Origin of the sequence: Micromonospora polyrhachis (assembly GCF_014203835.1) — a bacterium.
In the GTDB taxonomy this organism is placed as follows: Bacteria; Actinomycetota; Actinomycetes; order Mycobacteriales; family Micromonosporaceae; genus Micromonospora_H; species Micromonospora_H polyrhachis.
In genome coordinates this window covers 1,734,123-1,757,636 of the sequence record NZ_JACHJW010000001.1, presented here as the reverse complement: position 1 = coordinate 1,757,636, position 23,514 = coordinate 1,734,123, and the positions used below count along the sequence as shown (strand labels likewise).

Below are 23,514 nucleotides of genomic sequence, written 5' to 3'. Positions count from 1 at the left end.
GCGACGGCCCACGATGCCAGCGCCATCGACATGGTGGGTTGGCTTGCACGGGGAGGTCCTGGTGATGGGTAGGGTGAGACAGAGATCCAAACTGCCACGGCGGTGGATCGGTGCGGCTACGGGTGCGGTGATGGTCGCCGGCCTCATCGCCGTTCCGGCATTTCCGGCGCACGCGGAAGCCGGTCCGGCGTTCGCCGCGCGTACCGAGAAATCCATCTCGGGCAGCACTGCGGTGGCCGAGAAGTTGCCGCCGGATCCGGCGGAGGCGGCAGAGGTCCGTCAGGTGCCTGCGGTGAGTTGGCCGAAACAGGGATCGGCAGTGGTATCGGCCGGCACCCGGCTGGACGTCGCGGGAATGCCGGTCCGGGTCGGGCGGGCGAGCACCGCCCAGGTACGCGTCGAGGTCCTCGACAAGCGTCTGGACGGCCCGCTGTTCCGATTGGCGCGTACCGACGTCGGCGCGGCCGAGGCGGGCAAGGTGCCGGTGGAGGTGGACTACTCCCGATTCCGCGGCGCCTACGGTGGCGACTGGGCGCTACGGCTGCGTCTCGTCGAGTTGCCCGAGTGTGCGCTGAAGACGCCCGAGGCGCAGGAGTGCCAGGGCACCATGATTCCCACTCGCAACAACGGCACCGGCACGCTCTCGGCTGACGTGCTCCTGCCGGGGGCCGGAGCCGGGCAGCTCTACGGCCTGGTGGCGTTCGCCTCCTCCGCCGGAGGAGACTTCGGTGCCTCACAACTGGGAGCGTCGTCGACGTGGCAGGTGGGCGGCTCGTCCGGCGACTTCAGCTGGGCGTACCCGATGGAGGTCCCGCCGTCCCTCGAAGGGCCGTCACCGCAACTGAACATCTCCTATTCCTCGGGTGGCGTGGACGGATCGACGTCGGCCTCCAACAACCAGCCGTCCTGGGTCGGTGAGGGCTTCGACTTCGCTCCCGGCGGCTTCATCGAGCGGCGCTACGTCTCCTGCGGGATGGACCAGAAGGCGGTCGACGGCAAGACGCCCAACAACGCCAAGCGCAAGACCGGCGACCAGTGCTGGGGGACGGAGAACGCGACCTTCGCGCTCAACGGCAAGGGCGGCGAACTCATCCGGGACGACGCCACCGGCGTGTGGCGGCCCCGCGCCGACGACGGCTCGAAGGTGGAGCGTATCAACGACGCGGCTACCGGCAACGGGGCGCGCAACGGGGAATACTGGAAGATCACCTCGCGGGACGGGACCCAGTACTTCTTCGGCCGCAACAGGTTGCCCGGTTGGGTGGATCCGAATCCGCAGACGCGATCGACGCTGACCGTCCCGGTGTACGGCAACCATCCGGGCGAGCCGTGCTACGAGACCGCCTTCGACTCGTCGTACTGCGCGCAGGCGTGGCGGTGGTACCTCGACTACGTCGTGGACACCAACGGCAACACGATGAGCCTGTTCTACACGCCGGAGAACAACAACTACGCCCGCAACATGACCACCACCAAGGTGTCGACCTACCAGCGGGCCGCGCAGCTCAACCGAATCGAGTACGGGCAGCGTGCGGGCGCGGTCTACACCACCCCGGCGGTGGCGAAGGTCCTCTTCACCACCGCGGAGCGGTGCATCCCTGGCTCGACCTGCACGTCGTCGTCTCCGGCCTCGTATCCCGACACGCCCTGGGACCAGTCCTGCACGTCGACCACCTCCTGTAGCAACAAGCACTTCACGCCGACCTTCTGGACGTCGAAGCGGTTGGCGAAGGTCACCACCCAGGTCTACCGGAGCGCCACCGCCCGACACGAGGACGTCAACTCGTGGACGCTGACGCATTCTTTTCCCGCCCCGGGTGACGGCACGCGTGCCGGCATGTGGCTTTCCTCGTTGCAGCACACCGGCCATCTGGGCGGCACGCTGAGCATGCCACCGGTCAACTTCGACGGTGTGCAGATGCCCAACCGGGTCGACGGCACCGACGACATCCCACCGATGAACTGGTGGCGGATCAACCGGGTCCGGTTGGAGACCGGCGGCGTTCTGACGGTGAACTACGCGACCAAGGAGTGCGTGGCACCCAGCAGCACCGGAGCGGGAAACCTCGACCCGCCGGACAGCAACCGTAAGCGCTGTTTCCCCCGCAAGTGGACCCCGGACTTCCTCAACGACCCGATGGCCAAGGAGCGCCAGGACTGGTTCAACAAGTACGTCGTCACCAAGGTCACCGAGGGGGACGTCACCACCCGGGTCGAGGCCGAGGAGACGACGATCGAGTACCCGGAGCCGCCGGCGTGGCGCTTCGACGAGGAAGACGGAATGGTCCCCACGGACCAGAAGACCTGGGGTCAGTGGCGCGGCTACAGCAAGGTCATCACCAAGGAGGGGCGCGCCGGCACCGTACAGTCGCAGACCGAGACCCGCTACTTCCGGGGCATGCACGGGGACCGTACGAGCACCGGCACACCCAAGTCCGTCCAGGTCGTCGATTCGACCGGTAGGGCCTGGAACGACGACAACCACCTGTCCGGCGTGCAGCGCGAGCAGATCACCTACACCGCCGCGGGTGGGACGGTCCTGCAACGGTCCATCACGGACCCCTGGCAGAGCGCGCCGACCGCCACCAGGACCCGGCCGTGGGGCACCACCAAAGCGGTGATGGTGGAGGAAGCCAAGGTCCGCCAGGGCGAGGTGGCCACCGGTGGTGGCTGGCGCGAGAACGGCACCGACCACGTCTACGACGCGCGCGGCCTGCTCGTCCAGGCGCAGGAACTCAACGACGTCACCGACGCCACCGACGACACCTGCACCCGGTACACGTACACCTCCGACGGCCCCGGCATCGTCGGATTGCTGGCCCGCAAGCAGATCGCGGCGCTGAGCTGCGCCAGTCAGCCCACGAGTGCCGAGGATGTCATCGCCGAGGAGCGCATCTTCTACGACGGCAGCGACACCTTCGGCACCGCGCCCACCAAGGGCAACATCACCCGCAAGGAGGAGATCTCGGGCTGGGCGGGTGGGGCACCCACCTATGTCACCACGACCCGCGCTGGCTACGACGCCTACGGTCGCCAGATCGAGGCGATCGACGTGCAGAACAGGAAGACCACCACGAGCTACACCCCGGCGAGCGGGCCGGTCACCAGGATGACCGTGACGAACCCGCTGGGGCACACCTCGAGCACCGACCTGGATCCGGCGATCGGTGAGGAACTGGTCGTGACCGACGCCAATGGTCGGCGTACCAGGGGGACCTACGACCCGCTCGGGCGGATGGCCAAGGTGTGGGAACCGGGCCGCGCCGACAACCAGTCGCCCACCGTCGAGTACGGCTATGTGGTGCGCGCCGATGGCGCGAACGTCATCTCCACCAAGACGCTGCAACACGACGGGACGTATCAGACCGAGTACGACCTCTACGACGGGTTGATGCGGCTGCGGCAGAGCCAGGACCCGGCACCCGGCGGTGGTCGGACGATCGTCGACACCGTCTACAACTCGCGTGGCCTGCCGGTGAAGGTGAACGGCCCGTACTACAACGATGGTCCGGTCGGGCCCGACCTGTTCGTGCCGGACGAGGCGCTACTGCCGGCGCAGACCGTCACCGAGTACGACGGCGACGACCAGCCGATCGCGGAGATCTTCAAGGTGGAGGGCGTGGAGCAGTGGCGCTCCACGTTCAGCCATCGCACCAACGGGGTCGGTGTCGAGCCGCCCGGGGTGACCCGGGTGGACCTGACGCCGCCCGCCGGCGAGACCGCCACGAGTCGAATCCTCGACGCCGAGGGTCGCCTCGTCGAGTTGCGCCAGTACAAGGGCGGCACCCCCACCGGCGCGTACGACAAGACCACCTACGACTACGACCGGCGCGGCAACCTCGTCAGCGTCGTCGACCCGGTGGGCAACACCTGGCGGTTCGCCTACGACGCACGTGGCCGCATGGTGCGCAGCGAGGACCCTGATCGCGGTATCACCGAGTACACCTTCGACGACGCCGAACAGATGCTCACGAGTAGGGACGCGCGCGGGATCGTCCTCGCGTACGCCTATGACGAGTTGGGTCGCCGGACAGCGGTGCACGAGGGCTCACTCACCGGCCCCAAGCGCCTGGGTTGGACCTTCGACGTCATCGCCGGGGATCCGACGGCGAAGGCCAAGGGGTTGCCGACCAGTGCCACCCGGTGGGTCGACGGCAAGGCGTACACCAACGCCGTCACCGGTTACGACGACGCGGGACGACCGACGGGGACGTCCATCACCATCCCTGCCCTGGGGGGTGAGGCCAGCAGGTTGGCCGGCACCTACCACTTCAGCACGACCTTCAAGCAGGACGGCGCGGTGGCCACGGCGAGCATGCCGGCCGCCGGTGGACTGCCGGCCGAGACCCTGACCTACGGGCACGACAACCTGGGTAGTCCGACGACGTTGTCGGGGACCACGTCGTACGTCACCAGCACCACCTACACCAAGTACGGCGAGATCGACGAGTTGAGCCTCTCCGCCGGCGGCAAATGGCTCAAGCACAAGTACGACTACGAGTACGGCACCCGCCGCTTGTCCAGCGTCCAGATCAAGCGGGAGACCACGGCACAGCTCGTCGCCAACGTGAGCTATGGCTACGACGACGCCGGAAACGTACTCAAGATCGGCGACGCGCCGGACCCGGCGACGGGGATCTCCGCGGAGACGCAGTGTTTCAAGCAGGACTACCTGCGGCGGACCACCGACGCGTGGACCCCGACGTCGGGGGACTGCGCGGCGGCACCCAGCGCCGCGGGGCTCGGCGGTCCCTCCGCCTACTGGCACGCCTGGGGTTTCGACGCCACCGGCAACCGGACGAGTGAGACCCGTACGGCGGCCGACGGCAGTCAGACCACCAGCACCTACACCTATCCGGCGGCGGGCGCCGCGCAGCCGCACACCCTCCGGACGGTCGCCGCGACGGGCCCGACCGGTACGACGACCAACGAGTACGGCTACGACGCCACCGGCAACACCACCATGCGTAAGCGCGGTGGCAGCACCCAGTCGTTGGAGTGGGACGCCGAGGGCTACCTGTCGAAGGTGGTCGAGGGCAACAAGACCACTTCCTTCGTGTACGACGCCGACGGCGACCGACTGCTGCGGACCGACCCCACCGGGACCACGCTCTACCTGGGGGAGACCGAGGTCCGGGTGGACGGCAACGGCGTGGTGACCGGCACCCGTTACTACGGTCACGCGGGCAAGCTGGTCGCGGTCCGGGTGGCGTCCGCCGGCGGCACCAAGCTCACCTGGCTCGGTGTCGACCACCACGGCACCCCGGAACTGGCGATCGATGCGGACACCCAGTCCGTGCAGCGCCGCCGCTACACGCCATACGGCGAGGAGCGGGGCGCCAAGCCCGCCGGCTGGCCCGGGGAGAAGAGCTTCGTCGGTGGCACGGCTGACGAGTCGACCGGCCTGATCCACGTCGGCGCCCGGCAGTACGACCCGGGTACCGGGCGGTTCCTCTCGGTCGATCCGATGGTGGACTACGAGGATCCGCAGCAGGCCAACGGCTACGCCTATGCCAACAACAACCCGGCTACCTTCTCCGATCCGGACGGCAAGTTCTTCGGCAGCGTGGTCCACTCCTTCAAGACCGTCGTGCGTACCGTCGTCCAGCCGGTGGTCTCCACGGTCAAGACGGTCGTCCACCAGACCGTGTCCTTTGTCGACAAGGGCGTCGAGCGCGTCAAACAGGTGGCCAAGGAGGTCACCAAGAAGGTCGTCAAGAAGGTCAAGAAGCACATCAAAAAGGTCGTCAAGGTCGTCAAGAAGGTCACCAAGGCGGTCAAGAAGGCGGTCAAACACGTCAAGAAGGCGGCCAAGAAGACCTGGAACGCCACCAAGAAGGTGGCCAAGAAGGCGGCCAAGAAGGCCTGGCAAGGAGCCAAGTGGGTCGGTAGGAACGCCAAACCCGGTGGCAAGATCTGGAATGCGGTCAAGATCGGACTTGGCGTCGCCGCCATGTTCGGCTGTGGCGTCTGCCTGGCCGCGTCGGCCGGCATGAGCGTCGTCGACGCGATGATCGCGGGTGCCAACGGGGACGGTGCCGGGGCGGCCATGGAACTCATGGCGATCGTGCCGGGAGGCCGCCTGGCCGGCGGCGCCGCCCGGGGAGCGCGTGCGGGGCTCGCCGCGAACACGGCGAGATCGTCGTTCACTTCCAACAGCGATACTGTCCTTGCCCGGATGGGAACCTCGTGGGAGAGCACCGGGCGATTGGCGAGGAAGGCGGGGGAGGCCGAGGACAAGGGATTCGGGCACGGCGTCTCCGTCACTGCGGATCCGGCCAGGGTCGCTGGCGCGAACATGAGTACGGCGACCCGGGGCCAGCTTGAGGCGGCCGGGTTCACGGTCCGACACACGCCGACGAGGAACGACAAGTTCCACCACACCGTGGACCTGCCCAAACCGGTTACCGCAGCGGTGCAGAAGGCCTTCAACACGGCCTTCGGTCGATCGAAGTAGAGGTGAGAACAGTGCCCGATCCCAGTGCGGATCTCGTCGGGAGCTTCTCCGGCCCGATCCGCGTCGCCCGGACGATCATTCTGGACTGGTACGACGGACCACGCGCGGGATTCCTGTGGCTCGACCACCCCAGCTCCGGATGGCACTTCACGATCTTCGCCCAGCGACCGTGGGACGACGAGGAGGACGACAACCTCTTCCTGCTCGCCCCCCTGCCCGCCGGCGCGGAGGCGACGATCGACGAGGCGCTGCGTGATCAGGGGCCGCCCACCGGTCCGCACTGGGCACCCATCTGGCGCTTTCCCAGTGAGGAACGACAGTTGGCGGTGGAGGCCACCCTGGATGCCCTGATCGCCGGGCTCGGCTCGCCCACGGTCGTGGTGCGTTCGTCGAACCTTGAGTCCATCGATGGTGTCTGGTTGCAGGCCGACCACTGCTGACGCGGCGGAGAGCACCGCACCGGGCCGCTGAGGAGACCATCCTCAGCGGCCCGGTCCTTCGCTACTACGGCTCCAGACGGAGGTAGAAGCGCTGGTGCGTGGCACCGGAACAGGTCAGTTGCACGATCGCGGCCCCGTCGGCCGTGCCCGCGCCCGTGACGTTCAGGCACTTTTCGCTATGCACGATCACCGGCTGGACCACCACGTCGAGCCCGGCGCCCTCGATGTAGTCGAGCCGGAACTGCTGGTTGGGTTGTGAGGCACCCAGATTGGCGCAGGTCCACTGCTGGACCTTGACGTTGTCGGCGGTATCCCAGCGGTTCACGTCGAGGCACTTGCCCGATCGGACCACCTTCAGATGGAAGTACGGGCTCGCGCCGATCCGCTCGACCAGGAACTGCTGGTTGGTGCCGGTCGTGCAGTTCCACTGCTGGAGGGCCGCACCGTTCTCCAGGCTGTTGCCCGCGATGTCGGCACACTTGTCGCTGTGCACCGGGTGCAGCTTGTACTTGCGCCCCGGCTCGACGAACAGGGTGGGGGTAGCCGCCCCGACACCGCCCTCCCAGTCGGTGCGCGCGCCGCTGAACGCCGTCCCGGTCGACAGGTGGGTGTAGAGCCGCCGCGCCCCACCGCCGAGGTCGTAGAGCAGCGCCGCGTCGGTCCTGCCGTCGCTGTCGTAGTCGCCCGCGGCGAGAGTGGTCTTCGCGGCGTCCAGCGCGCCGGTGTCGGAGGTCCACCAGGTTTGCTGGGTCCAGGTGGCACCGGGCCAGAAGGTGTACAGCCGGGTGGTGGCACCGCCGGCGTTGTACTTGGCGATCACCTCGTCGCGCCCGGCCGAGTCGCCGTCGATGTCGCCGCTGGCGAACGTCGCCTGGTCGAGGTCGAAGGCACCGGCACCGCTGTCCCACCGCACGACCGGGGCGGCGAAGCCCGTACGGTTCGAGATGAACTCGAACAGCTTCGTCTGGTTGCCCACGTAGCCGTAGAAGCCCGCGATGTCGTCGTCCCCGTCCCCGTCGTAGTCACCGGCGGTGAACCGGGACCGGCTCACGTCCCAGCCATTGGCCAGGCTGTCCCACAACTGCACCGGCGCACCGAACACCCCGGCGTTCGACCACAGCACGAAGAGCTTCGTCTGCAGACCCGCGGAACCCTGGAACACGGCGATGTCGTCGTCCCCGTCGCCGTCGAAGTCGCCCGCGACGACCTTCATGTGGCTCAGCCGGAACGTGGTGCCGGTCCAGGCCGCGACCCCGGCGTCGAACCGGGTCCCGTCGGAGCGCAGGATGAACAGGCTGGTCGTACGGTCCGGGTCCTCACGGAAGGCCGCCACGTCGGTCCGTCCGTCGCCGTCCACCTCGGCGGTGACACTGGTGACGCGGTAGGAGGGGAAGCCGCCCGCGCCGCCGGCATCCCAGCCGACGTAGCCGCGTGCGGCGGTGCCCGTGCTGACGAAGTTCCAGGCCACGGTGCCGCCGTTGCCCTGGTCGACCAGGGTCGTGACGTCGGCGCGCCGGTCGCCGTTGACGTCCGCCCGCACCGCCGGCGCGGTGACCGTACGGTCGGTGGCGGTCAGTGTCCACGGCCCGGCCGTGCCGCTGTGGTTGCCCGCCCGGTCGACGACCCGCATGAACAGCGTGCGGGAGATACTGGACGGGTCGGCCGGGTCCCGGCGCCACAGGGTGATCGGGACGGTGGCGGTGCCGTCGGCACCGGCTGGCACGAAGAGCGTGATGCTCTCTCGGCTGAAGCCGTAGCGGAACCCGGCGACGTCGCCGTCGGCGGCGGCCTTGGCGAAGGTCACCGTCCCGGTTTCACCGACCGATCGGACCGCGACCCCGTTCGGGAAGTCGGCGGAGCCGATCGTGCCCGGCGCGGGCGCCGCACGGTCGACCGTGAAGTAGCAGCGAGGCGTGTAGTCACCCGACAACGCATCCACCGAGTCGGCTGGCACGTCATGGCTCCGGGCACGGTAGCTGAAGACCGTCGTCGGCTGGTCCTCCGGTAGGACGCCGTAGTCGAGCGGCGGCCAGCTGATCGCGGCACCGGATCCCGAGGTCCCGGAGCGGATCGAGGTCAGCACCGTTTCGCCCTGGAGGATCTCCAGGTCGGTGGTGAGATTGTGGTTGTCGCGGTCGGAGGGTACCGCCGAGAAGGTGGGCGTGGCGGTGTTGAGTGCGGTCGGCGCAGTCGCGCTACCGCACGGAGTCGCCGGCACGGTCGTCAATCCGGCCGGCGCTTCCGGCGGGGTGTTGAACTCGATGTTGACCCGGGCGCTGCTCGGGTGGAAGTACTTCCAGTGGTACTGGTTCGTCTCGGAGCTGGCCGGAATTCGTAGTCCTACCGTGATGGTGGGGAGCCTACGGGTGGCGATGTCCTGGACGATGGTCTTCAAGGCGGCCGGCTCGTACTCCATCGGATCGTCCGGTGACGGGCAGGCGCTGCCCTCGTTTGCCTTGCCCGACTGCGTCTGGAGGTTACGTAGCCAGAGCGAGGCGCTGTTGTCCCAGGTCAATGACTTTGTCGGGTCGATCAAGCCGGTGTGCCACAGCTCCACCGGGCCGGCTGCGCAGTCCGCGGAATGGTCGAGCACGATGTAGAACCACGCGCGTTTGACAGTCGCGTTGGCGATCCGTGACATCCCCATCTGAAAGAACGAGCGGTACGGCCCGTCACTCTTGCCCCAGGTCTTGCCCACCTTCGCGCGAGTGCTGTCCTTCGTCGACCAGTAGGACGTGGTATGTGCCTGCTTGTTCACGTAGGTCCAGGCACTGGCTCCGGCTGAGTAGGACGGGTCGATGTACAGCGGAAGCCCACCTGTCTCCAGCAGCTTCGGATCGGGGATGACGGTCAGGCTCGTACGATCGACGGTCAGTCCCATTGCTCGCTGGTGCGACTCGACGGGGCCGGTCAGTGCTCCAGACGTGACAACGGCCGGTGGTGTGTCCCACATCAGGGGTGTACCCGACGAGAAGTGGACCTTTCCCTGCTCGTCCTTGGCGGTCGTGGTGCCGTCCGGGCCGGCGTGGACCGTCAGCCCTTTGGTGGCCAAACGGTAGGTGACCCGGCGCAGGTCGGCGGTGGCTCGACGGTCCTTGACGACAAGGAGTTGGGTGAATCCGTCAACCGTCGCCTGTACCCGCAGGTCCACGCCGGGCAGCACCTCACGGTAGGTCGCCGTGTCGGCGTCGAGCACCGGTTGCGGCAGCGGGGCTGGCCACGACAACGACAGCTCGCGCCCGTGCCGACCGAGGGTGACCAGCGGACCGGTTCCCCCATCGGAGAGCAGCAGGTCGACCGAGACCGCCGCCGGTCGGACCGCACCGGTGCCGGTCCGGCCCAGCGTCGTGTCCACCGGTACCCACTGATTACCTACGGTGACCCGTACCGGCATCGCATGCTGCTCCAGCAGTAGGGTGCCGGAAGGATTGGCAAGGAGACGCGAGGTTTCGGTCCGCTCGTCGATGACCTCCACCTGCTTACCGGTTCGCTTGGCCGCAGCTACGGCTTTTGCGACCCCTTGGGCCTCGGTGACCTCAGCGGTTGGGGGGGCTGCGGTGGTGGTGACAGTGGCGGAGGCTGGTGCCGGGGAGGCACCCCAGGTCGTGGTGGAGATGATGGCGAACACGGTGGCCGCGGCCAGGGCGCGGCCCGAGGAGCGATGGAGCATCATCGGCAAAGCGTCGTTACGGGCGGTAAAGCGCGAGTAAAGCAGGACGAGGTGTCGTGTACCCCGCCTCGCCCGTCAGCCCCGGGTCGTCATGCTCGGGGCCATGGTCGTCCGTCGACCTGCTCGATGCCCTCGTTGAACTGACGCAGCATCTCGGCGAACGCCTCGATCTGGTCCTGGTTCCAGCCGCGTAGGACCTTGCTGAGTGCGGCGAGTTTCTCGGAACGATCAGCCTCGAGTCGTTCGATCCCGAGCGGGGTGGCACGAAACTTGCGGGCCAGCCCGCCGTCGGGGTCGGGAATACGTTCCACGACACCTGCGCGCAGCATCGCGGAGGTCTGCCGGCTGAGGGTGGATTGGTCCAGGCCGAATGCTTCCTGCAGTTCGGCGACGGACATCGGGCCTTGTTCCTCGAGTCGGGTCAGCAGCACGTAGGCGGATCGATCCAGCCGGTTGCCGCGCCCCTTGGAGCCAGGCGGGCTGAGGAAGGCGTGCCTGCCCAGCAGCATGACCTCACGTTCGATGGACCTCGCCAGGCTGCTCACGCCCCCAAGCGTACGCGATATGCGTCATGCATGACATGTGTGCTATGCATATAACATGTATCATGCATATAGCTGGTCCTGATCGGCGATCGCCGACCGGCGCATCTCATTGCCCGTCCTGTCCGAAGGAACCCCCCTATGAAGCCCGCCACAGCCGCGCCCGCGTCCCGGCGAACCGGAGCCGAGACGCGCGTCATCGTCGCGCTGGCGTACGCCGGGATCGTCTCGGCGATCATGCAGACCCTCGTGGTGCCGCTGATCGCGGAGTTTCCCGCCCTGCTGCACACCACCGCCTCGAAAGCCTCGTGGATCGTCACGGTGACGCTGCTGGCCGGTGCGGTGGCAACGCCGGTCGCCGGCAAGCTCGGCGACATGTACGGCAAGAAGCGCGTGGTGCTGATCCTGACCGTTCCGATGATCGTCGGCTCGGTTGTGTGCGCCCTTGCCACGGACGTGAGTCTGACCATCCTCGGCCGAGCGCTGCAGGGCCTGGGCATCGGCATCGTCCCGCTCGGCATCTCACTGATCAAGGACGTGATCCCGCAGGAACGCCTGCATGCCTCGATCGCCCTGATGAGCGCCTCCATGGGGGTGGGCGGTGCCCTCGGGCTGCCCCTGGCCGCCGCCGTGGCCGAACGGGGATCCTGGCGTCTGCTGTTCTGGTTCGCCGCCATCCTGAGCATCCTGATCACCGCGGCCGTGGCCGCCTGGGTGCCCACCGTGGCCCCCGACGCCGAGGAACGGGGCCGCTTTGACCTGATCGGCGCGCTTGGCCTGTCGGTGGTGCTGATCTGCCTGCTGCTGGCGGTTTCCCAGGGCAACGACTGGGGCTGGAGCTCCCCGAGGGTCCTCGGACTGCTGGCCGCCGCACTCCTGGTCGCTCTGGTCTGGGGCTGGTGGGAGTTGCGCGCCGACAACCCGATGATCGACCTGCGGACCACCGCCCACCCGGTGGTCCTGTGGACCAACGTCGCCTCGTTCCTGGTTGGTTTCGCCATGTACGCGCAGTCCCTGGTGGTCCCCCAACTCCTGCAACTGCCCACCTCGACCGGGTACGGCCTGGGGCAGTCCATGGTGGCCATGGGTCTGTGGATGGCACCGGCGGGCGTGATGATGATGGCGATGAGTCCGGTGGGCGCGAAGATCACCCGCAACCACGGTGCCAAGGTCACCCTCGCTGTGGGCGGGCTCGTGATCGCACTCGGATACGGCTCTGCGCAGTTCCTGCTCGACTCCGCACCAGCCCTGCTGATCAGCACCATCCTGACTTCCTGCGGCGTCGGCCTCGCCTACGGTGCGATGCCCGCCCTCATCATGGCTGCCGTACCGCACCACGAGACCGGTGCCGCGAACGCCTTCAACTCCCTGACCCGTTCCGTGGGGTCGTCGGTCGCCGCGGCCGTCATGGGCGTCGTCCTGGCCGGCATGACTCTCGACCTGGGCGGACACGCTGTGCCCTCCCTCAACGGGTTCCGCGTGGCCCTCGCCGTCGGCGCGGGTGTGGCCGTACTCGCCGCCATCATCGCCGCGATGCTGCCCATCGCCCGGGAGCGGCATTCGAAAGCCCGTCGGCAACAGGAGCCGCTTCTCGCGTCCAACCACTGACACCGCCGAAATCGCCAACAGCGCCACCGCCACCGAGGCTCAGTCTGCGGATCTTTCCGTTGGCGCGGATCGGGAGTAGTGAGTCGCTGTCCCGCAGGCAACAGGTGGTGTCGACGTAGGTTCTCAAGTTCGAGTGATCTGCCGGTACCGCCGCATGGGAATCGGCACTCCGGGCGGGCGGAATTTGCGCTGTTTCGCCGATATCGCGCAGATCGCCTGTCGACGCCTCGGTCAGCTGGTCGAGCGCGGAATCGTCGTCATCGACCAGTGAGTGGCCTGGGTTACAGCTCGCCGCGGTCGTGCAGCCAGTCGAAGATCAGCTTGTCCACCATGGACGACTTTTCCCGACCGGAGTAGTCCAACCAGATGACTTCCTCGATTTCCGCACCGGGCTTGAGTGAGCCCTTGTAGTCCGACCGGTAGCAGGTCATCCGCACGATCATGCCCTCGGCCTTGCCGTGGGCCTGTGCCTCGAAGACCTCGGCCAGTTCGATCGTGTCGTCGACCAGGTCGACGCAGAGCTCCTCCTGGATCTCCCGCTTCAGCGCCTCGTGATCGCTCTCGCCCGCCTCACGCTTGCCGCCAGGAATGTAATAGGCGTCCTTTCCGTATGAGCGGGTGCTCAGGATCTTGCCGTCCTCTACCCGTAGCCAGGCCAGCTTGTCGATAATCTTCACGCTCGGCTCCCAGTCAGTCGATCGTATGCACGTCGAATGCGATCGCGGTGCGCGTAGCATCGGCCAAGGATCGACCCGTAGTCAAGCCGGCTCACCAATTCATCGTCCACTTCGATAAGATCTACTCCGCTCGGCAGATGATCGTTCTTACCGGCCAGGTGTCGACCGATCAGGTCGTGGTTTTCGGCGAATGCCGCACACAACATTTCCCAGTAGTCGAGTAGGTGACGCAGATGGGCGCCGGGTGCGAAGCCCCGCAGCCCGCCGTCGTAGATCACACACCGCTCCAGGAGGTGCACCGGGTCTCGGGCCGACGCGGCCCGGAACTCCGGTGAGATCAGTCCGCCACGTGGGATGAAGTCCGTCTGGTCCAGATGCAGCGCCAGGTCGTACTCCTGTTGGTAGACGCCGAACAGGCCCTCCAGGGCGACCATGGTCACCAGGCCGCGTGGGGCACCGGTCGATTCACCGAGCAGTGTGGAGATTCGCTCGGCGGCGGCTCTCGTCCCGATGGTGACGATGACGACGTGCGACGCAAAAGCGCCGTCACCGCCCTGCCCACCCAGTACGGTGAGCGCGTTCGTGATCGTCTGCCCGGTGGCCGCGATGTCGCCGACGAACAGGACGCTGGCTCCACCCAGGTCGATCTGCCGGTACTCGTCACCGGTGACGACCGCCCGACCGTCGCGTACCTCCCGGCGGCTGCTCATGAAGCTGACCCGGCAGGGTCGTCCGAGCACCTGCTCGACCACCTCGTGCAGCCCGAAGTTCAGGCCACCGCGCAGGATGTAGAGCACGTCCGGCAGCACGTCGACGAGCGCCTCGGTCACGCTCGGCTCCGCCTGGAGCAGGTCGGTGACGGCCCTCTCGCATGCCTGCCGAAGGGTGGCCTGAAACGCGGTACCGACCAGGGTCGGGTCACAGAGCAACCGGCGTCCGGCCGGCGACGAGGAGACGAAGAGGCGGAGCGGGGCGGCCGACCGAACCCGGTAGAACCCGTCTCGGCCAGTCTGTTCAAGCCGCATCGTCGATCGCAACAGGCTAGAACTTCCGCGCGGCGACCGGCAGCGCCACCTCGTACCGGGCGGCCAGCATCGCCCGGAACGCATGGACGGTCTCGCGGCCGTTCTCAGGCCGGGTCGGGACGGGCAGTGGGACGTCGTCGTGCACCATCAGTCGCAGCAACCCGACCGGGGCCGTGGCGCGGGCTGCGGCAGGGATCTCGTCAAGCTCCCCAGCCTGCGCGAACCGTAGCCGAAACGCGGCTGCCAGCGCTGCCCAGTCCAACGGGAAGTGCCGGGATGGGAGGCCGCCGGCTGATTCGTACCGATCGTTGTCCAGCACGACCGCGGTGAACGAGGCGAGCCGGTCACCCAGCATGGCCAGGGTGGTCAGGCCGTTGAGCCCGAACAGGAAGGACCCGTCGCCCTCCAGCGACACCAGTCGGGCCCGAGGGCCGAACCCGACGGCCAGGCCGAGGGCGAGCGGGAGGACGTCGCCCAGTGCGTCGACCGGAAGCGTACGGCCTGGCCAGTACCGCAACGCGCAGTAGGCGGACCGACCGACGCCGGCCACGACGACCACGTCGTCCCCGAGCACGTCGTGGACCAGACCAACCGCGTCAACCGATCGCACGACGTAGCCCTTCCAGGAGGTCGGTGCTGGCAATGACCACGACGGAGCGCATCCGGGTCCGGACCACGTCGGAGCCGGCCCGCAAGGCGGCGGTCAGCTCCTCAGTGGTACGCACCACGGTCGAGCGCAGGTGGAACAGGGCGATGATCCCGGACATGTGCTCGGAATGGTCCTGGGCCCACCAGTTCGGGTCGCCGAACTCGCCACGGTGCGACACCAGGCACAGGATCGGGAGTTGGTGCAGCAGCGCCAACCGGGCGATGGTCTCGCAGGCGGCCCGCAGACCGGAGTTCTCCATGCAGAGCAGTGGTTGGCGACCGGCCAGGGCCAGTCCTGCCGCGAGGGCCACCGCCTGGGACTCGTGCACCGTCTGCAGATAGTCGACCGCCGTCGACTCCACCACCCGGGCGATCACCGGGGAGAGCAACGAATCGGGTACGGCGATGATGTGGTCGATCTCGGCGGGTAGCAGCGCCGACCAGTCGACCATGGTCCGACCGCTCAGGCGTCGTTGGGCAGCTGGCGCCAGTGGCCGAGGCTGCCCCGCGCGTAGGTGGTGGTGTTCCAGACCTCGGGCTTGTTGGGCCCTCGGCCGCAGACGCACAGATGTCGTGCCGAGGTCTGTACGAAGGCACCGCGGGCGTGGGCACCGTCCATGAGGTCGTCGCACAGGTCCCGGGCGATGAACTCCTGGATCTGGAACCGCCGTGCCCGCATGTCGACGAGTCGGGGGAGCTTGCCGATGCCGAGAATGATCCGGCCCGGCTGATAGGCCATCTGGATGTGCCCGAAGAACGGCAGGAAGTGGTGTGCGCAGAGCGATACGAACGGGATGTCACGGGCGACGACAAGACCGGCGTATTCGGTGGACTCGTCCAGCTCGACGGTGACCTTGATGAGGTCGTCGCGATTCGTCCGGTATCCGGAGAGCATTTCTCGATAGGCTGACGAGATACGGTCCGGTGCCTCGGCCTGGGAAGCGGCGATCGCGGCGGCGACGGCGGGGATGTCGGGATGCAGCGAGGCAACCCAATCGGAGAGCGCCTGCTGCGGTGTGGGCCGGGTCATCGCACTCGAAGGAATTCTATGACCACGTTCTGGTAGGTCGAGTTGCTGAGGTTGACCAGACGGTGACGGGCGTCCGCGGATTGGAAGCGGGTGTCGCTGACGAGGTCGTCCTGTAGTTCCCGGTGTCCGTCTTCGTATTCGGTCGCGACCAGTCCGGGGCGGGTTACCACGTAGCGGTACGGATTGTGGTGGTCGTGCCACTCGGACGCCCCGTGCGGCGGCAGGTCAAGTAGCCACACCCGTATGTGCTCGTCTTCGAAGATAATCGCAGTGCCGATTTGGTCGACGCGGTTTTCCACGGGGCACCACGCTTTCTCGCGATCCAACCGATCCGTGGTCTGATCGCTAGCAGAGTGCGGCTTGTCGGTTAGGTCGGTGCGAGCGCTGGGCTTATGTTTCTACATCGAGTCTCGTCGTTGAGTCAAGGGCCCGTCGGAGCTTCCTCAGCTCGCCGGCCCGGAGATGCGGTGTCGTGACGTTTAAATACCAAAGTAGGGCATTGGTGGCATCTGGTCGCTCCGGTGTTCTGCTGCCACGCTCGATGTTCGACAGCATCCACAGGTAGATGATCGCCAGCGGATAGGTGGCGTCAGCGATGTCGAACCGTACCGGAAGCCAGTCCCGCAGTGATTCGGGCAGCTCGAAGGTGTCTCCGTTGATCTGACAGGTGCGGAGCCGGTGCGACAGCGCGCTCAGGGGTGCCGGGTGGGTGCTCGGCGTGACCCGCCAGCGAATGCCTTCCGTCAGGGACAGATTGGCGCCTGCCGCGATGATCGAATGGCAGGTGTCCCGACTGATCTGACCCCGAAACGGCGTCAAGGGCTTTCCCCTTCCGTCAGGGGCGAGGCTTCTTCGCGTTGATGGTATTACGGGCCATTGGGGAATATTGTTCCACTTGCTGTGGTCGTCGGCAAGGTCGCCGCTGCTCGGAGCGCTATCGGTCCAGCCCCGGCCGATGCAGCGCCCGCTCCAGATGCATCAACAGCAGATATGGCCGCACCTCCTTCGCGACCTTCCGCCACTTGAACGCCTTGATGCCATACTTCAACACGATGCTGGGCGGAAGTGTCGCGCCGAGCACGTCCCAGATGATCTCGCCACCGACCTCCGGACCGAGTCGGGGCAATGCGTACTCGGTGGAGATGGTCCGATACCTGGTCATGATCTCGCGTGCCGTCGCCTCCGGAGTCAGCACCGGATCGACGCCCCGGGCCACCGCCACCAGGGACGCATCCAGGAGCTTGCGGAAGTCGACGCTGAACCGGCGGCACTCCTCGACCTGTTCGGCGGTGAGTTGCGCCAGGGAACCCAACTGGAGTTGGGCGATCACGTCGCGGACCACCGCCGTCTGGAAGCCCTCCCCGGGCCCGCGCCGGAACGTGCTCGCCAGCGCGGTGCGCGCCGCCGGATTGGTCAGCATCCCGTCCTGGTTGAGTTCGGCGGAGATGACCAGCGACGCGAGATGGTTACGCAAACCCACGATCTCCGCCGTACCCTGCCGTAACGGTGAGCGTCCGCTGCCGTCGCCCCGATAGGCCGACTCCCGGATCGCGCGCATCACCTCGTCCATCTCACTAAGGCCGGTGCCGAGACCGGCGGCCGGCACCACCAGGTCGGCGGGTCGCCGGATCCCGTCGACCACGGTCGGGTTCCGTGCCCGGCCGGCGTCGTCCACCTCGTACTCGTGTGCCCAGAGCTTGACGAACCCCTGCTCCCGAAGCTCGGCGACCCGCCGCTCGATCACCTTTGCCCGGGGCCTGTCCACTGGCGCGATCTCGTACGAGGAACGGATCGCGATCGAGTCGGCGAAGAAGACCACCGCCTGTAGCACCCGGTCGATCGTGTCGTAGCCGACCAGACCACTGTCCAGCATGGTGAGCGAGCGTTCCATCACTGCCTCGTCAGGTAGCTGAGAAAATCCACTTCGTAGAGGTGCGCACTCCAGCACTGATAAGAAACGACAGAGCGGCGAGCGCCCACATCCAACGCCAGATCGCCAGCCAGTTGGGCGAAGGCAAGCAGTTCAGGCACGAACCCGACCCAGACGTCGACGCTGCGGGCGGTCACGAAGAGATGCAGTGTGCCGCCCACGACGCGTACCGCCCCGCCGACCGGGGAGACCGGGTAGTCGGCCGTCAGGTCGGACGGAGGGAGCCAGGTGGAGAAGACGGCGGACCGGGTGCTGGGGTCACGCCGGAGCAGCTCGGTGATCCGATTCAACTGATCGAATGGGTTCAGGTCGTCGTCCTGCCATCGGCGCATCCGCTGGAAAAGCAGCGATTTGTCTCGCTGGTTGCCGAACAACCGGTTCCGATAATCCTTGATCAGCTCGGGATATGGATAGTCGGCGGGCGGGGTGAGGTCGCTCGGGTTGCGTAGCCAGACATTGAGGCCGGGTAGATCGAAAGAAATGCCGTGCCGGGTGGCGATCCTTGCCGCGGTATCGCCACGGAATAGATCCAACACCTGGGGCCAGCCCGCCTCGACCGTTTCGATCATGAGTTCCATGGCATGCGCCCCCAAGACGTAAGCCGACGTCATGGTCTTGGAGCCGGGCGACGGCTGGATTCCCATGTCGACCCGGCCCGGAATGATTGTGCGGGCATTCGAGCGGCCTCACCGTAGCACCATGTGTCGATCGTCGCAGCCACCCGACATTCGTGGTCCGGCACCATTATCTGTGGACCACCGGGGCAGGTCCGCCACCGAGACCGCTGCTGCCCGACCAGCAGAAGATCGAATAGCAGTCGGTGTCGGAGGAGTGGATGAGGGGCGTGCTGCTTTAGTTGTAGCTGTCGTAGATGGTGCCGTGACCGCCGGAGCAGCTCCCCTGACGGTAGTATTCCCGGCCACTGATCAACCGATGCCTGTCGTACCACGACGGGCTCTTCCACCTGGTCTACAGCGACGTCGCCAGCTTTGTCAGCGACTACTGGGACCGCAGAACTTCCTCACCACCGCCCGCGACATCACCGGCCCCTGGTCGGACCCGGTACGCCTGCACTCGCACGGGTTCGACGCCTCGCTCTTCCACGCCCCGGACGGCACGTGCTGGCTGCCCAGCATGAGCGCCGACTGGCGGCCCGGTCGAGAGCGCTTCGCCGACATCGAGATCCAGCGCTACGACCCGGTCGAGCGAAAGCTGGTCGGTAAGGCGCGGGTCACTTTCGCCGGCACCGCCGTCGGCGTCACCGAAGCCCCGCACCTGTACCACCATGACGGCTGGTACTGGCTGGTCACCGCCGAAGGGGGGACGAGCTGGACGCATCAGGTGACTGTCGCCCGGTCGCGGGACCTGCTGGGGCCGTACGAGGTGGACCCGGTGGGGCCGCTGCTGACCTCGGCCGGTCGCCCCGACCTGCGGCTGCAGGAGGCCGGGCACGGAAGTCTGGTGCGTCCCCAGCACGGCGGGTGGTACCTGGCGCACCTCGCCGCCCGACCCCGGGCTGCCCCGCACCCGTGGCCCGCCGAGCCGGCCACCGACCACTTCGATGCACCGCAGCTGGCCACCTGCTGGTCCACCTTGCGTCGTCCCGCCACGGTCGACTGAGTCGACCTGCGTACCCGCCCTCGTACCTGCGCATCCACGGCGACCATCGGCACCTGGCCGGGCTGACCGCCTACTACAACACGTTGAACTGGCACTATCTCTATCTGACCCGGGCCGACGACGGCCGGACCGTACTGGAACTGCTCAGCTCCGACAGTGGCCGGCGGACGTCGTACCCGGAACTGACGGTCGAGGTCGACGCGGCCGACCGGATCGGTCTGCGCGCGGTCTTCGACGGCCCGGTGGTGCGGTTCAGCTACGACCTCGGGGACGAGTGGCGGCAGCTACCCGTCGAACTGGACGCCACCATCCTCTCCGACGAGCACGCCGCCCTGATCGTCAACGGCGAGCCCGCCGCCTGGGGCTTCACCGGGGCGTTCCTGGGACAGTGGGTGCAGGACCTCGGCAATGACGGGGTGTACGCCGACTTCGATCACGCCACATATCTCGAACACTGAGCCACCTTTCTCGAACCGGCCGAGGACGGCACCGGTGGCATACCGGGTATTGATCCAGTTCGGCTGCGGCTGGTCCGTCGAGGTCGGCGTCTGGCTCAGTCCGTGGACATTGGTCCACTGCTCGATGGCCTCGCCGAAGTAGGGGTACGACAGGATCTCGTCGTTGGTGCCGTGCCAGAGTCGCATCCTGGTCAGGGGCCGGGGTAGGCGGCGTGTCCGCGGTGGTCGCCGGTTGGGTCGAACGTTCGACTAGATGATTGAGTCCTAAATCCCTGCTGGTCAATGGTCGTATGCGATGAGTGATCTTGGGTTGGGTGCGCCGATGTTGGTGTTGTGCCAGATCACGGCGGCCAGGGCGAGTAGGCGTTGACCGACGCGGGCGAACAGGCCGTCGTGTCGGCGGGCTTCGTGTCGTTCCAGGGAGAGTTGGCCTTTCAGGCTCTGGAAGATCGACTCGATCCATTGGCGGGCGCGGAGCAGGGCTTTCTCGGCCGGGGTGCGTGGGGCGTCGGCCTTGGCGTTGGCGCGTTTCGGGCGGACCAGGTGGATGCTCCGCAGGTCGCAGAACTGGTCGAACTCCGGGCTGGCGAAGCCACGGTCGGCCAGGATGACCTGCCCGTCGGCGATTAGGTGGTGGTCGGCCTCGATGAGGGCGGCCATCACCTCCCGTTCGTCGAGTTTCGGGTTGGCCAGGCACCACAGCACGGGCATGCCCTCGGCTGTGGCCAGTAGATACAGGCGCATGCCCCAGAAGTAGCGGGAGTGTGAGGCGCTGTAGCCGTAGCCGGCGTCCCCGGCCAGGTCCGAACGTTTCGTGGTCTCCCGCGAGGTGCCGCACGGTACCGGGGTGGAGTCGATCAACCTGAGGATCGGGGCACTGGTCGGGGTGACATGGGCCAGGGCCCGGAGCACGGTGGCGATGAGCTGACCGCTGCCGCGGACCCGTTTGCCGTAGCCGGACGCGGTCGGCAGGTACGGGAACATGTCGCGCAGGTGGGTGCCGGCCCAGCGGATCCAGTGCCGTTCACGAGGGAAGTCGAACAGGACCTGGGTGATCATCAGGCAGACCAGTTCGGCGTCGGACAACCGCTGGGGCCGGCCGGGACGGCGGCGACGCGGTACCAGGTGATCGTCTACGAACACGTACAGTGCGGTCAGAAGGGTGTTGATGTCAGCTGTCACGAGCAGACAACGACACCCTTCCCTGTACCAGTACGCCGGCACCTCCCACCAGCAAAGATTTAGGACTCAATCATCTAGGCGGTTGGCCGCGCCCGCTGTGCCCCCGCGGAACTGAACGCGAGGAGTGCGAAGCCAGCCAGTACACCCGTCCACGGAGCCGCGGCCTCGGTGACGACCAGGCTGACGATGGATCCGACGACGGCCAGGCCGATCATGGTCCAGCCGAGCCGGGCGAAGACCGGGGCCGCGAAGGCGTTGGCGAACGGTAGGAAGTGGGCACCCACCAGCAGGACGACCCACGGGACCGTGAGCACCGGTAGGTCGAGCACGTTGTTGATGATGTTCGCCCCGACCGGGATGCCGATGCCCATCGCCGTGACCGAGGTTCCGTAGATGCGGATCGCGCGCCGCGACGGCGGCTCCGACGGCTGCGGCTGGGCGGGTGACCGGATCACGGCGAACCACAACACCGCCAGGAACGCCACGACCCCGACGATGCGTACGAGCAGGCTTGCTGTTCCGGGCAGATTGCCTGAGTTGATCAGGATGAAGGCGAGGCCACCGATGGAACCGATAGTTGCCCCGATACGTTCGCTGCGCATTTGATCATTGAAGCATTCTCGTGAGTACGCAAGATTTGGCCGCGCACCTTGGACGCCAGCGTCGCGGCTTCGCCGGCGGGGCGACTACAGGGCGGACGTGCTGCGCTGCATGCGGTAGGCGAAATAGCCGTCCCAGGGCGGGGGAGTGCTCCCGGTTCCCGGTTCGGTGGCGAAGTAGACGTCCACTCCGGAATAGTCACCCGGCCGCTGGTAGGCCAGCCCGCCGTAGGCGTCCCGAACAAGCCCCGAGTTGTGGTTCCACCGGTATCCGGTCTGAGCGCTGGTGATCTGCCCGACGACGGTCCAGGTGCCCCCGCCAGCCCAGATGTTCACCCCCGGAATCCGGTCGACCTCCACGTTGGCCTGTACCTCGTTGCCATCGAGTGCGCCGGTGTCCCGGGATATGAAGAAGACGTCCCGACTGGCATCGTAGGTCCAGGACGCGTTGTGCAGGAATCGCCCCGAATTGGGCAGGTACGGCTCCGGGGTCAGTCCGGCTGTGGTGACGAACGACCTGGCCCCCAGGACCGGCGCGTTCGCGTTGCCGAGATCCAGGGTGCGTACGGCGGTGCCCCGGTCGAGGCCGTTGCAGGTCGGGTCGGGGGCGTCCAATGCCCGGCAGTCCAACCCGCTGTAGAACAGCAGCATGTTGCCCTGCCCGTCGACGCTGGTCACGCTGGGCTGGCCCACGCCGTACCCGCTGGGGTTGTAGTCGGGCTCGGTGACGTCGATGATCGGTGTTCCGACGATGGTCCACGGACCCGTCGGGGCGGTGGCGAGGGCTACCCCCACGACGTTGAACCGCCCGTCGGCACCGCCGTCGTCATTGTCCGCGCCGGTGAAGAACATCGCCCAGGTGTACGTCCGCTGACCGGTCTGCGGCGTCGTGTAGGTGAAGCTGCCGCGTACCACCTCCGGGTCGCAGATGTGGTACGCCGACCAACTCGGCGTGGCCGGATGGTAGTTGGGGTCACCGGGGCTGAGCCGCGGTCGCAGCGCCACCTGCGTAGACCCCCAGGTGTAGCTCCCGTTCGACTGGCGGGTGCCGACGTTGAACAGGACATGGTCGTGTGTGGCGGCGACCGCGTTACCGGCGTCCCGGTCGTACGCGACCCGGTTGGCGCAGTAGTAGATGATCCGCTGGGTGTTGGAGGTCTGGACCACCGACGGCGCGTACTGGTAGTAGCCGGCGCTCTGGTAGCCGGCCTGCCCCGGGTAGACCCCGTTGGGCAGCGGAACGCCGGACGACGAAACGGTGGCCGCCCACGCGCCGGCCGGCGACGGTACGAGGACAGACGCCACGAGGACGGCGACGGCGGCGGCTGACGCCCAGCGGACGAGTCGCATGCTGCTCTCCTCCCGGTTGGACCGAGGAACGACGATCATGTTGCCAGCGGATCTCAAAGTTATCAATGGACGGGGCAAGCCGTTGCCCCGTCCACCGCAGGCGAAATGGAGCAGTCGTACGCCCGCGTGCAGGCCCGGTTCCGTCCGGTGTTGCCGAGTGCGGTCAGCAGAGGCGAGAACCAGCCGTTGTCGGGCGGCGCGCCGAGCGCGCCGACCGAGTCGTGGTGCACGGTGACATGCCACCCGCCCCCCATTGTTGATCAAGAGATTGACGTCAC

Annotated in this window: 19 protein-coding genes; 5 read left to right on the top strand and 14 right to left on the bottom strand. The window is 67.2% G+C overall.

Going from position 1 to position 23,514, the window contains the following annotated elements; all coding sequences use genetic code 11:
- Positions 1-73: 73 nt before the first annotated feature.
- Positions 74-6,457: an RHS repeat domain-containing protein gene (locus tag FHR38_RS33150; RefSeq protein WP_184533916.1), complete on the top strand. Its 6,384-nt coding sequence runs from the start codon at positions 74-76 to the stop codon at positions 6,455-6,457.
- A gap of 11 nt (positions 6,458-6,468) precedes the next feature.
- Positions 6,469-6,897: a hypothetical protein gene (locus tag FHR38_RS07135; RefSeq protein ID WP_184533915.1), complete on the top strand. Its 429-nt coding sequence runs from the start codon at positions 6,469-6,471 to the stop codon at positions 6,895-6,897.
- A gap of 64 nt (positions 6,898-6,961) precedes the next feature.
- Here the strand turns inward: FHR38_RS07135 and FHR38_RS32810 are convergent, their stop codons facing one another.
- Both FHR38_RS32810 and FHR38_RS07125 read right to left on the bottom strand, forming a co-directional pair.
- A complete protein-coding gene (locus tag FHR38_RS32810) occupies positions 6,962-10,570 on the bottom strand; it encodes an RICIN domain-containing protein (RefSeq protein ID WP_184533914.1) in 3,609 nt (1,202 codons plus the stop codon).
- Positions 10,571-10,656: 86 nt separating this feature from the next.
- The gene (locus tag FHR38_RS07125) at positions 10,657-11,112 is read right to left on the bottom strand and encodes a MarR family winged helix-turn-helix transcriptional regulator (RefSeq protein ID WP_221448939.1); all 456 of its coding nucleotides are present in this window, start codon (positions 11,110-11,112) and stop codon (positions 10,657-10,659) included.
- 138 nt (positions 11,113-11,250) lie between these two features.
- Between FHR38_RS07125 and FHR38_RS07120 the strand changes: the two genes are divergently transcribed.
- Entirely contained in the window at positions 11,251-12,717 is a 1,467-nt protein-coding gene (locus FHR38_RS07120) for an MFS transporter (RefSeq protein ID WP_184533913.1), read from the top strand.
- Between the two features lie 281 nt (positions 12,718-12,998).
- On the opposite strand, the gene FHR38_RS07115 is transcribed toward FHR38_RS07120, so the two are convergent.
- From FHR38_RS07115 to FHR38_RS07075, 9 genes are all read right to left on the bottom strand, one after another.
- Complete coding sequence (locus FHR38_RS07115) at positions 12,999-13,394, bottom strand: NUDIX hydrolase (RefSeq protein ID WP_184533912.1); 396 nt, start codon at positions 13,392-13,394, stop codon at positions 12,999-13,001.
- The gene (locus tag FHR38_RS07110) at positions 13,391-14,419 is read right to left on the bottom strand and encodes a hypothetical protein (protein WP_184533910.1); all 1,029 of its coding nucleotides are present in this window, start codon (positions 14,417-14,419) and stop codon (positions 13,391-13,393) included. Before FHR38_RS07110 ends, FHR38_RS07115 begins: the two co-directional genes overlap by 4 nt.
- A gap of 16 nt (positions 14,420-14,435) precedes the next feature.
- Positions 14,436-15,029, bottom strand: coding sequence for a thiamine pyrophosphate-dependent enzyme (locus FHR38_RS07105; RefSeq protein WP_184533908.1), 594 nt, complete (start codon positions 15,027-15,029; stop codon positions 14,436-14,438).
- Complete coding sequence (locus tag FHR38_RS07100; protein WP_184533906.1) at positions 15,016-15,519, bottom strand: thiamine pyrophosphate-binding protein; 504 nt, start codon at positions 15,517-15,519, stop codon at positions 15,016-15,018. The genes FHR38_RS07105 and FHR38_RS07100 overlap by 14 nt, the downstream gene beginning before the upstream one ends.
- An 11-nt stretch (positions 15,520-15,530) precedes the next feature.
- On the bottom strand, positions 15,531-16,097 hold the full coding sequence (gene folE / locus FHR38_RS07095; protein ID WP_184533904.1) for a GTP cyclohydrolase I: 567 nt from the start codon (positions 16,095-16,097) through the stop codon (positions 15,531-15,533).
- Positions 16,094-16,396 carry a cupin domain-containing protein gene (locus tag FHR38_RS07090; RefSeq protein ID WP_184533902.1) on the bottom strand — a complete coding sequence of 101 codons (303 nt, stop codon included), beginning with the start codon at positions 16,394-16,396 and terminating at the stop codon, positions 16,094-16,096. The genes folE and FHR38_RS07090 overlap by 4 nt, the downstream gene beginning before the upstream one ends.
- 91 nt (positions 16,397-16,487) lie before the next feature.
- The gene (locus tag FHR38_RS07085; protein WP_184533899.1) at positions 16,488-16,916 is read right to left on the bottom strand and encodes a hypothetical protein; all 429 of its coding nucleotides are present in this window, start codon (positions 16,914-16,916) and stop codon (positions 16,488-16,490) included.
- A 115-nt stretch (positions 16,917-17,031) separates the two neighbouring features.
- The gene (locus tag FHR38_RS07080) at positions 17,032-17,988 is read right to left on the bottom strand and encodes a hypothetical protein (protein ID WP_184533897.1); all 957 of its coding nucleotides are present in this window, start codon (positions 17,986-17,988) and stop codon (positions 17,032-17,034) included.
- Positions 17,988-18,605 carry a thymidylate synthase gene (locus tag FHR38_RS07075; protein ID WP_184533895.1) on the bottom strand — a complete coding sequence of 206 codons (618 nt, stop codon included), beginning with the start codon at positions 18,603-18,605 and terminating at the stop codon, positions 17,988-17,990. The genes FHR38_RS07080 and FHR38_RS07075 overlap by 1 nt, the downstream gene beginning before the upstream one ends.
- A gap of 355 nt (positions 18,606-18,960) precedes the next feature.
- Between FHR38_RS07075 and FHR38_RS32035 the strand changes: the two genes are divergently transcribed.
- A complete protein-coding gene (locus FHR38_RS32035; RefSeq protein ID WP_246446348.1) occupies positions 18,961-19,647 on the top strand; it encodes a family 43 glycosylhydrolase in 687 nt (228 codons plus the stop codon).
- Between the two features lie 83 nt (positions 19,648-19,730).
- Positions 19,731-20,105 carry a beta-xylosidase family glycoside hydrolase gene (locus tag FHR38_RS32030; RefSeq protein ID WP_246446346.1) on the top strand — a complete coding sequence of 125 codons (375 nt, stop codon included), beginning with the start codon at positions 19,731-19,733 and terminating at the stop codon, positions 20,103-20,105.
- A gap of 279 nt (positions 20,106-20,384) precedes the next feature.
- Here the strand turns inward: FHR38_RS32030 and FHR38_RS07065 are convergent, their stop codons facing one another.
- The 3 genes from FHR38_RS07065 to FHR38_RS07055 all read right to left on the bottom strand — a co-directional run bounded on the left by FHR38_RS07065 (position 20,385) and on the right by FHR38_RS07055 (position 23,275).
- Complete coding sequence (locus FHR38_RS07065; protein WP_184533893.1) at positions 20,385-21,287, bottom strand: IS982 family transposase; 903 nt, start codon at positions 21,285-21,287, stop codon at positions 20,385-20,387.
- A 74-nt stretch (positions 21,288-21,361) separates the two neighbouring features.
- The gene (locus FHR38_RS07060) at positions 21,362-21,889 is read right to left on the bottom strand and encodes a hypothetical protein (RefSeq protein ID WP_184533889.1); all 528 of its coding nucleotides are present in this window, start codon (positions 21,887-21,889) and stop codon (positions 21,362-21,364) included.
- Positions 21,890-21,973: 84 nt separating this feature from the next.
- Entirely contained in the window at positions 21,974-23,275 is a 1,302-nt protein-coding gene (locus FHR38_RS07055; RefSeq protein ID WP_184533887.1) for a glycoside hydrolase family protein, read from the bottom strand.
- Positions 23,276-23,514 lie beyond the last annotated feature (239 nt).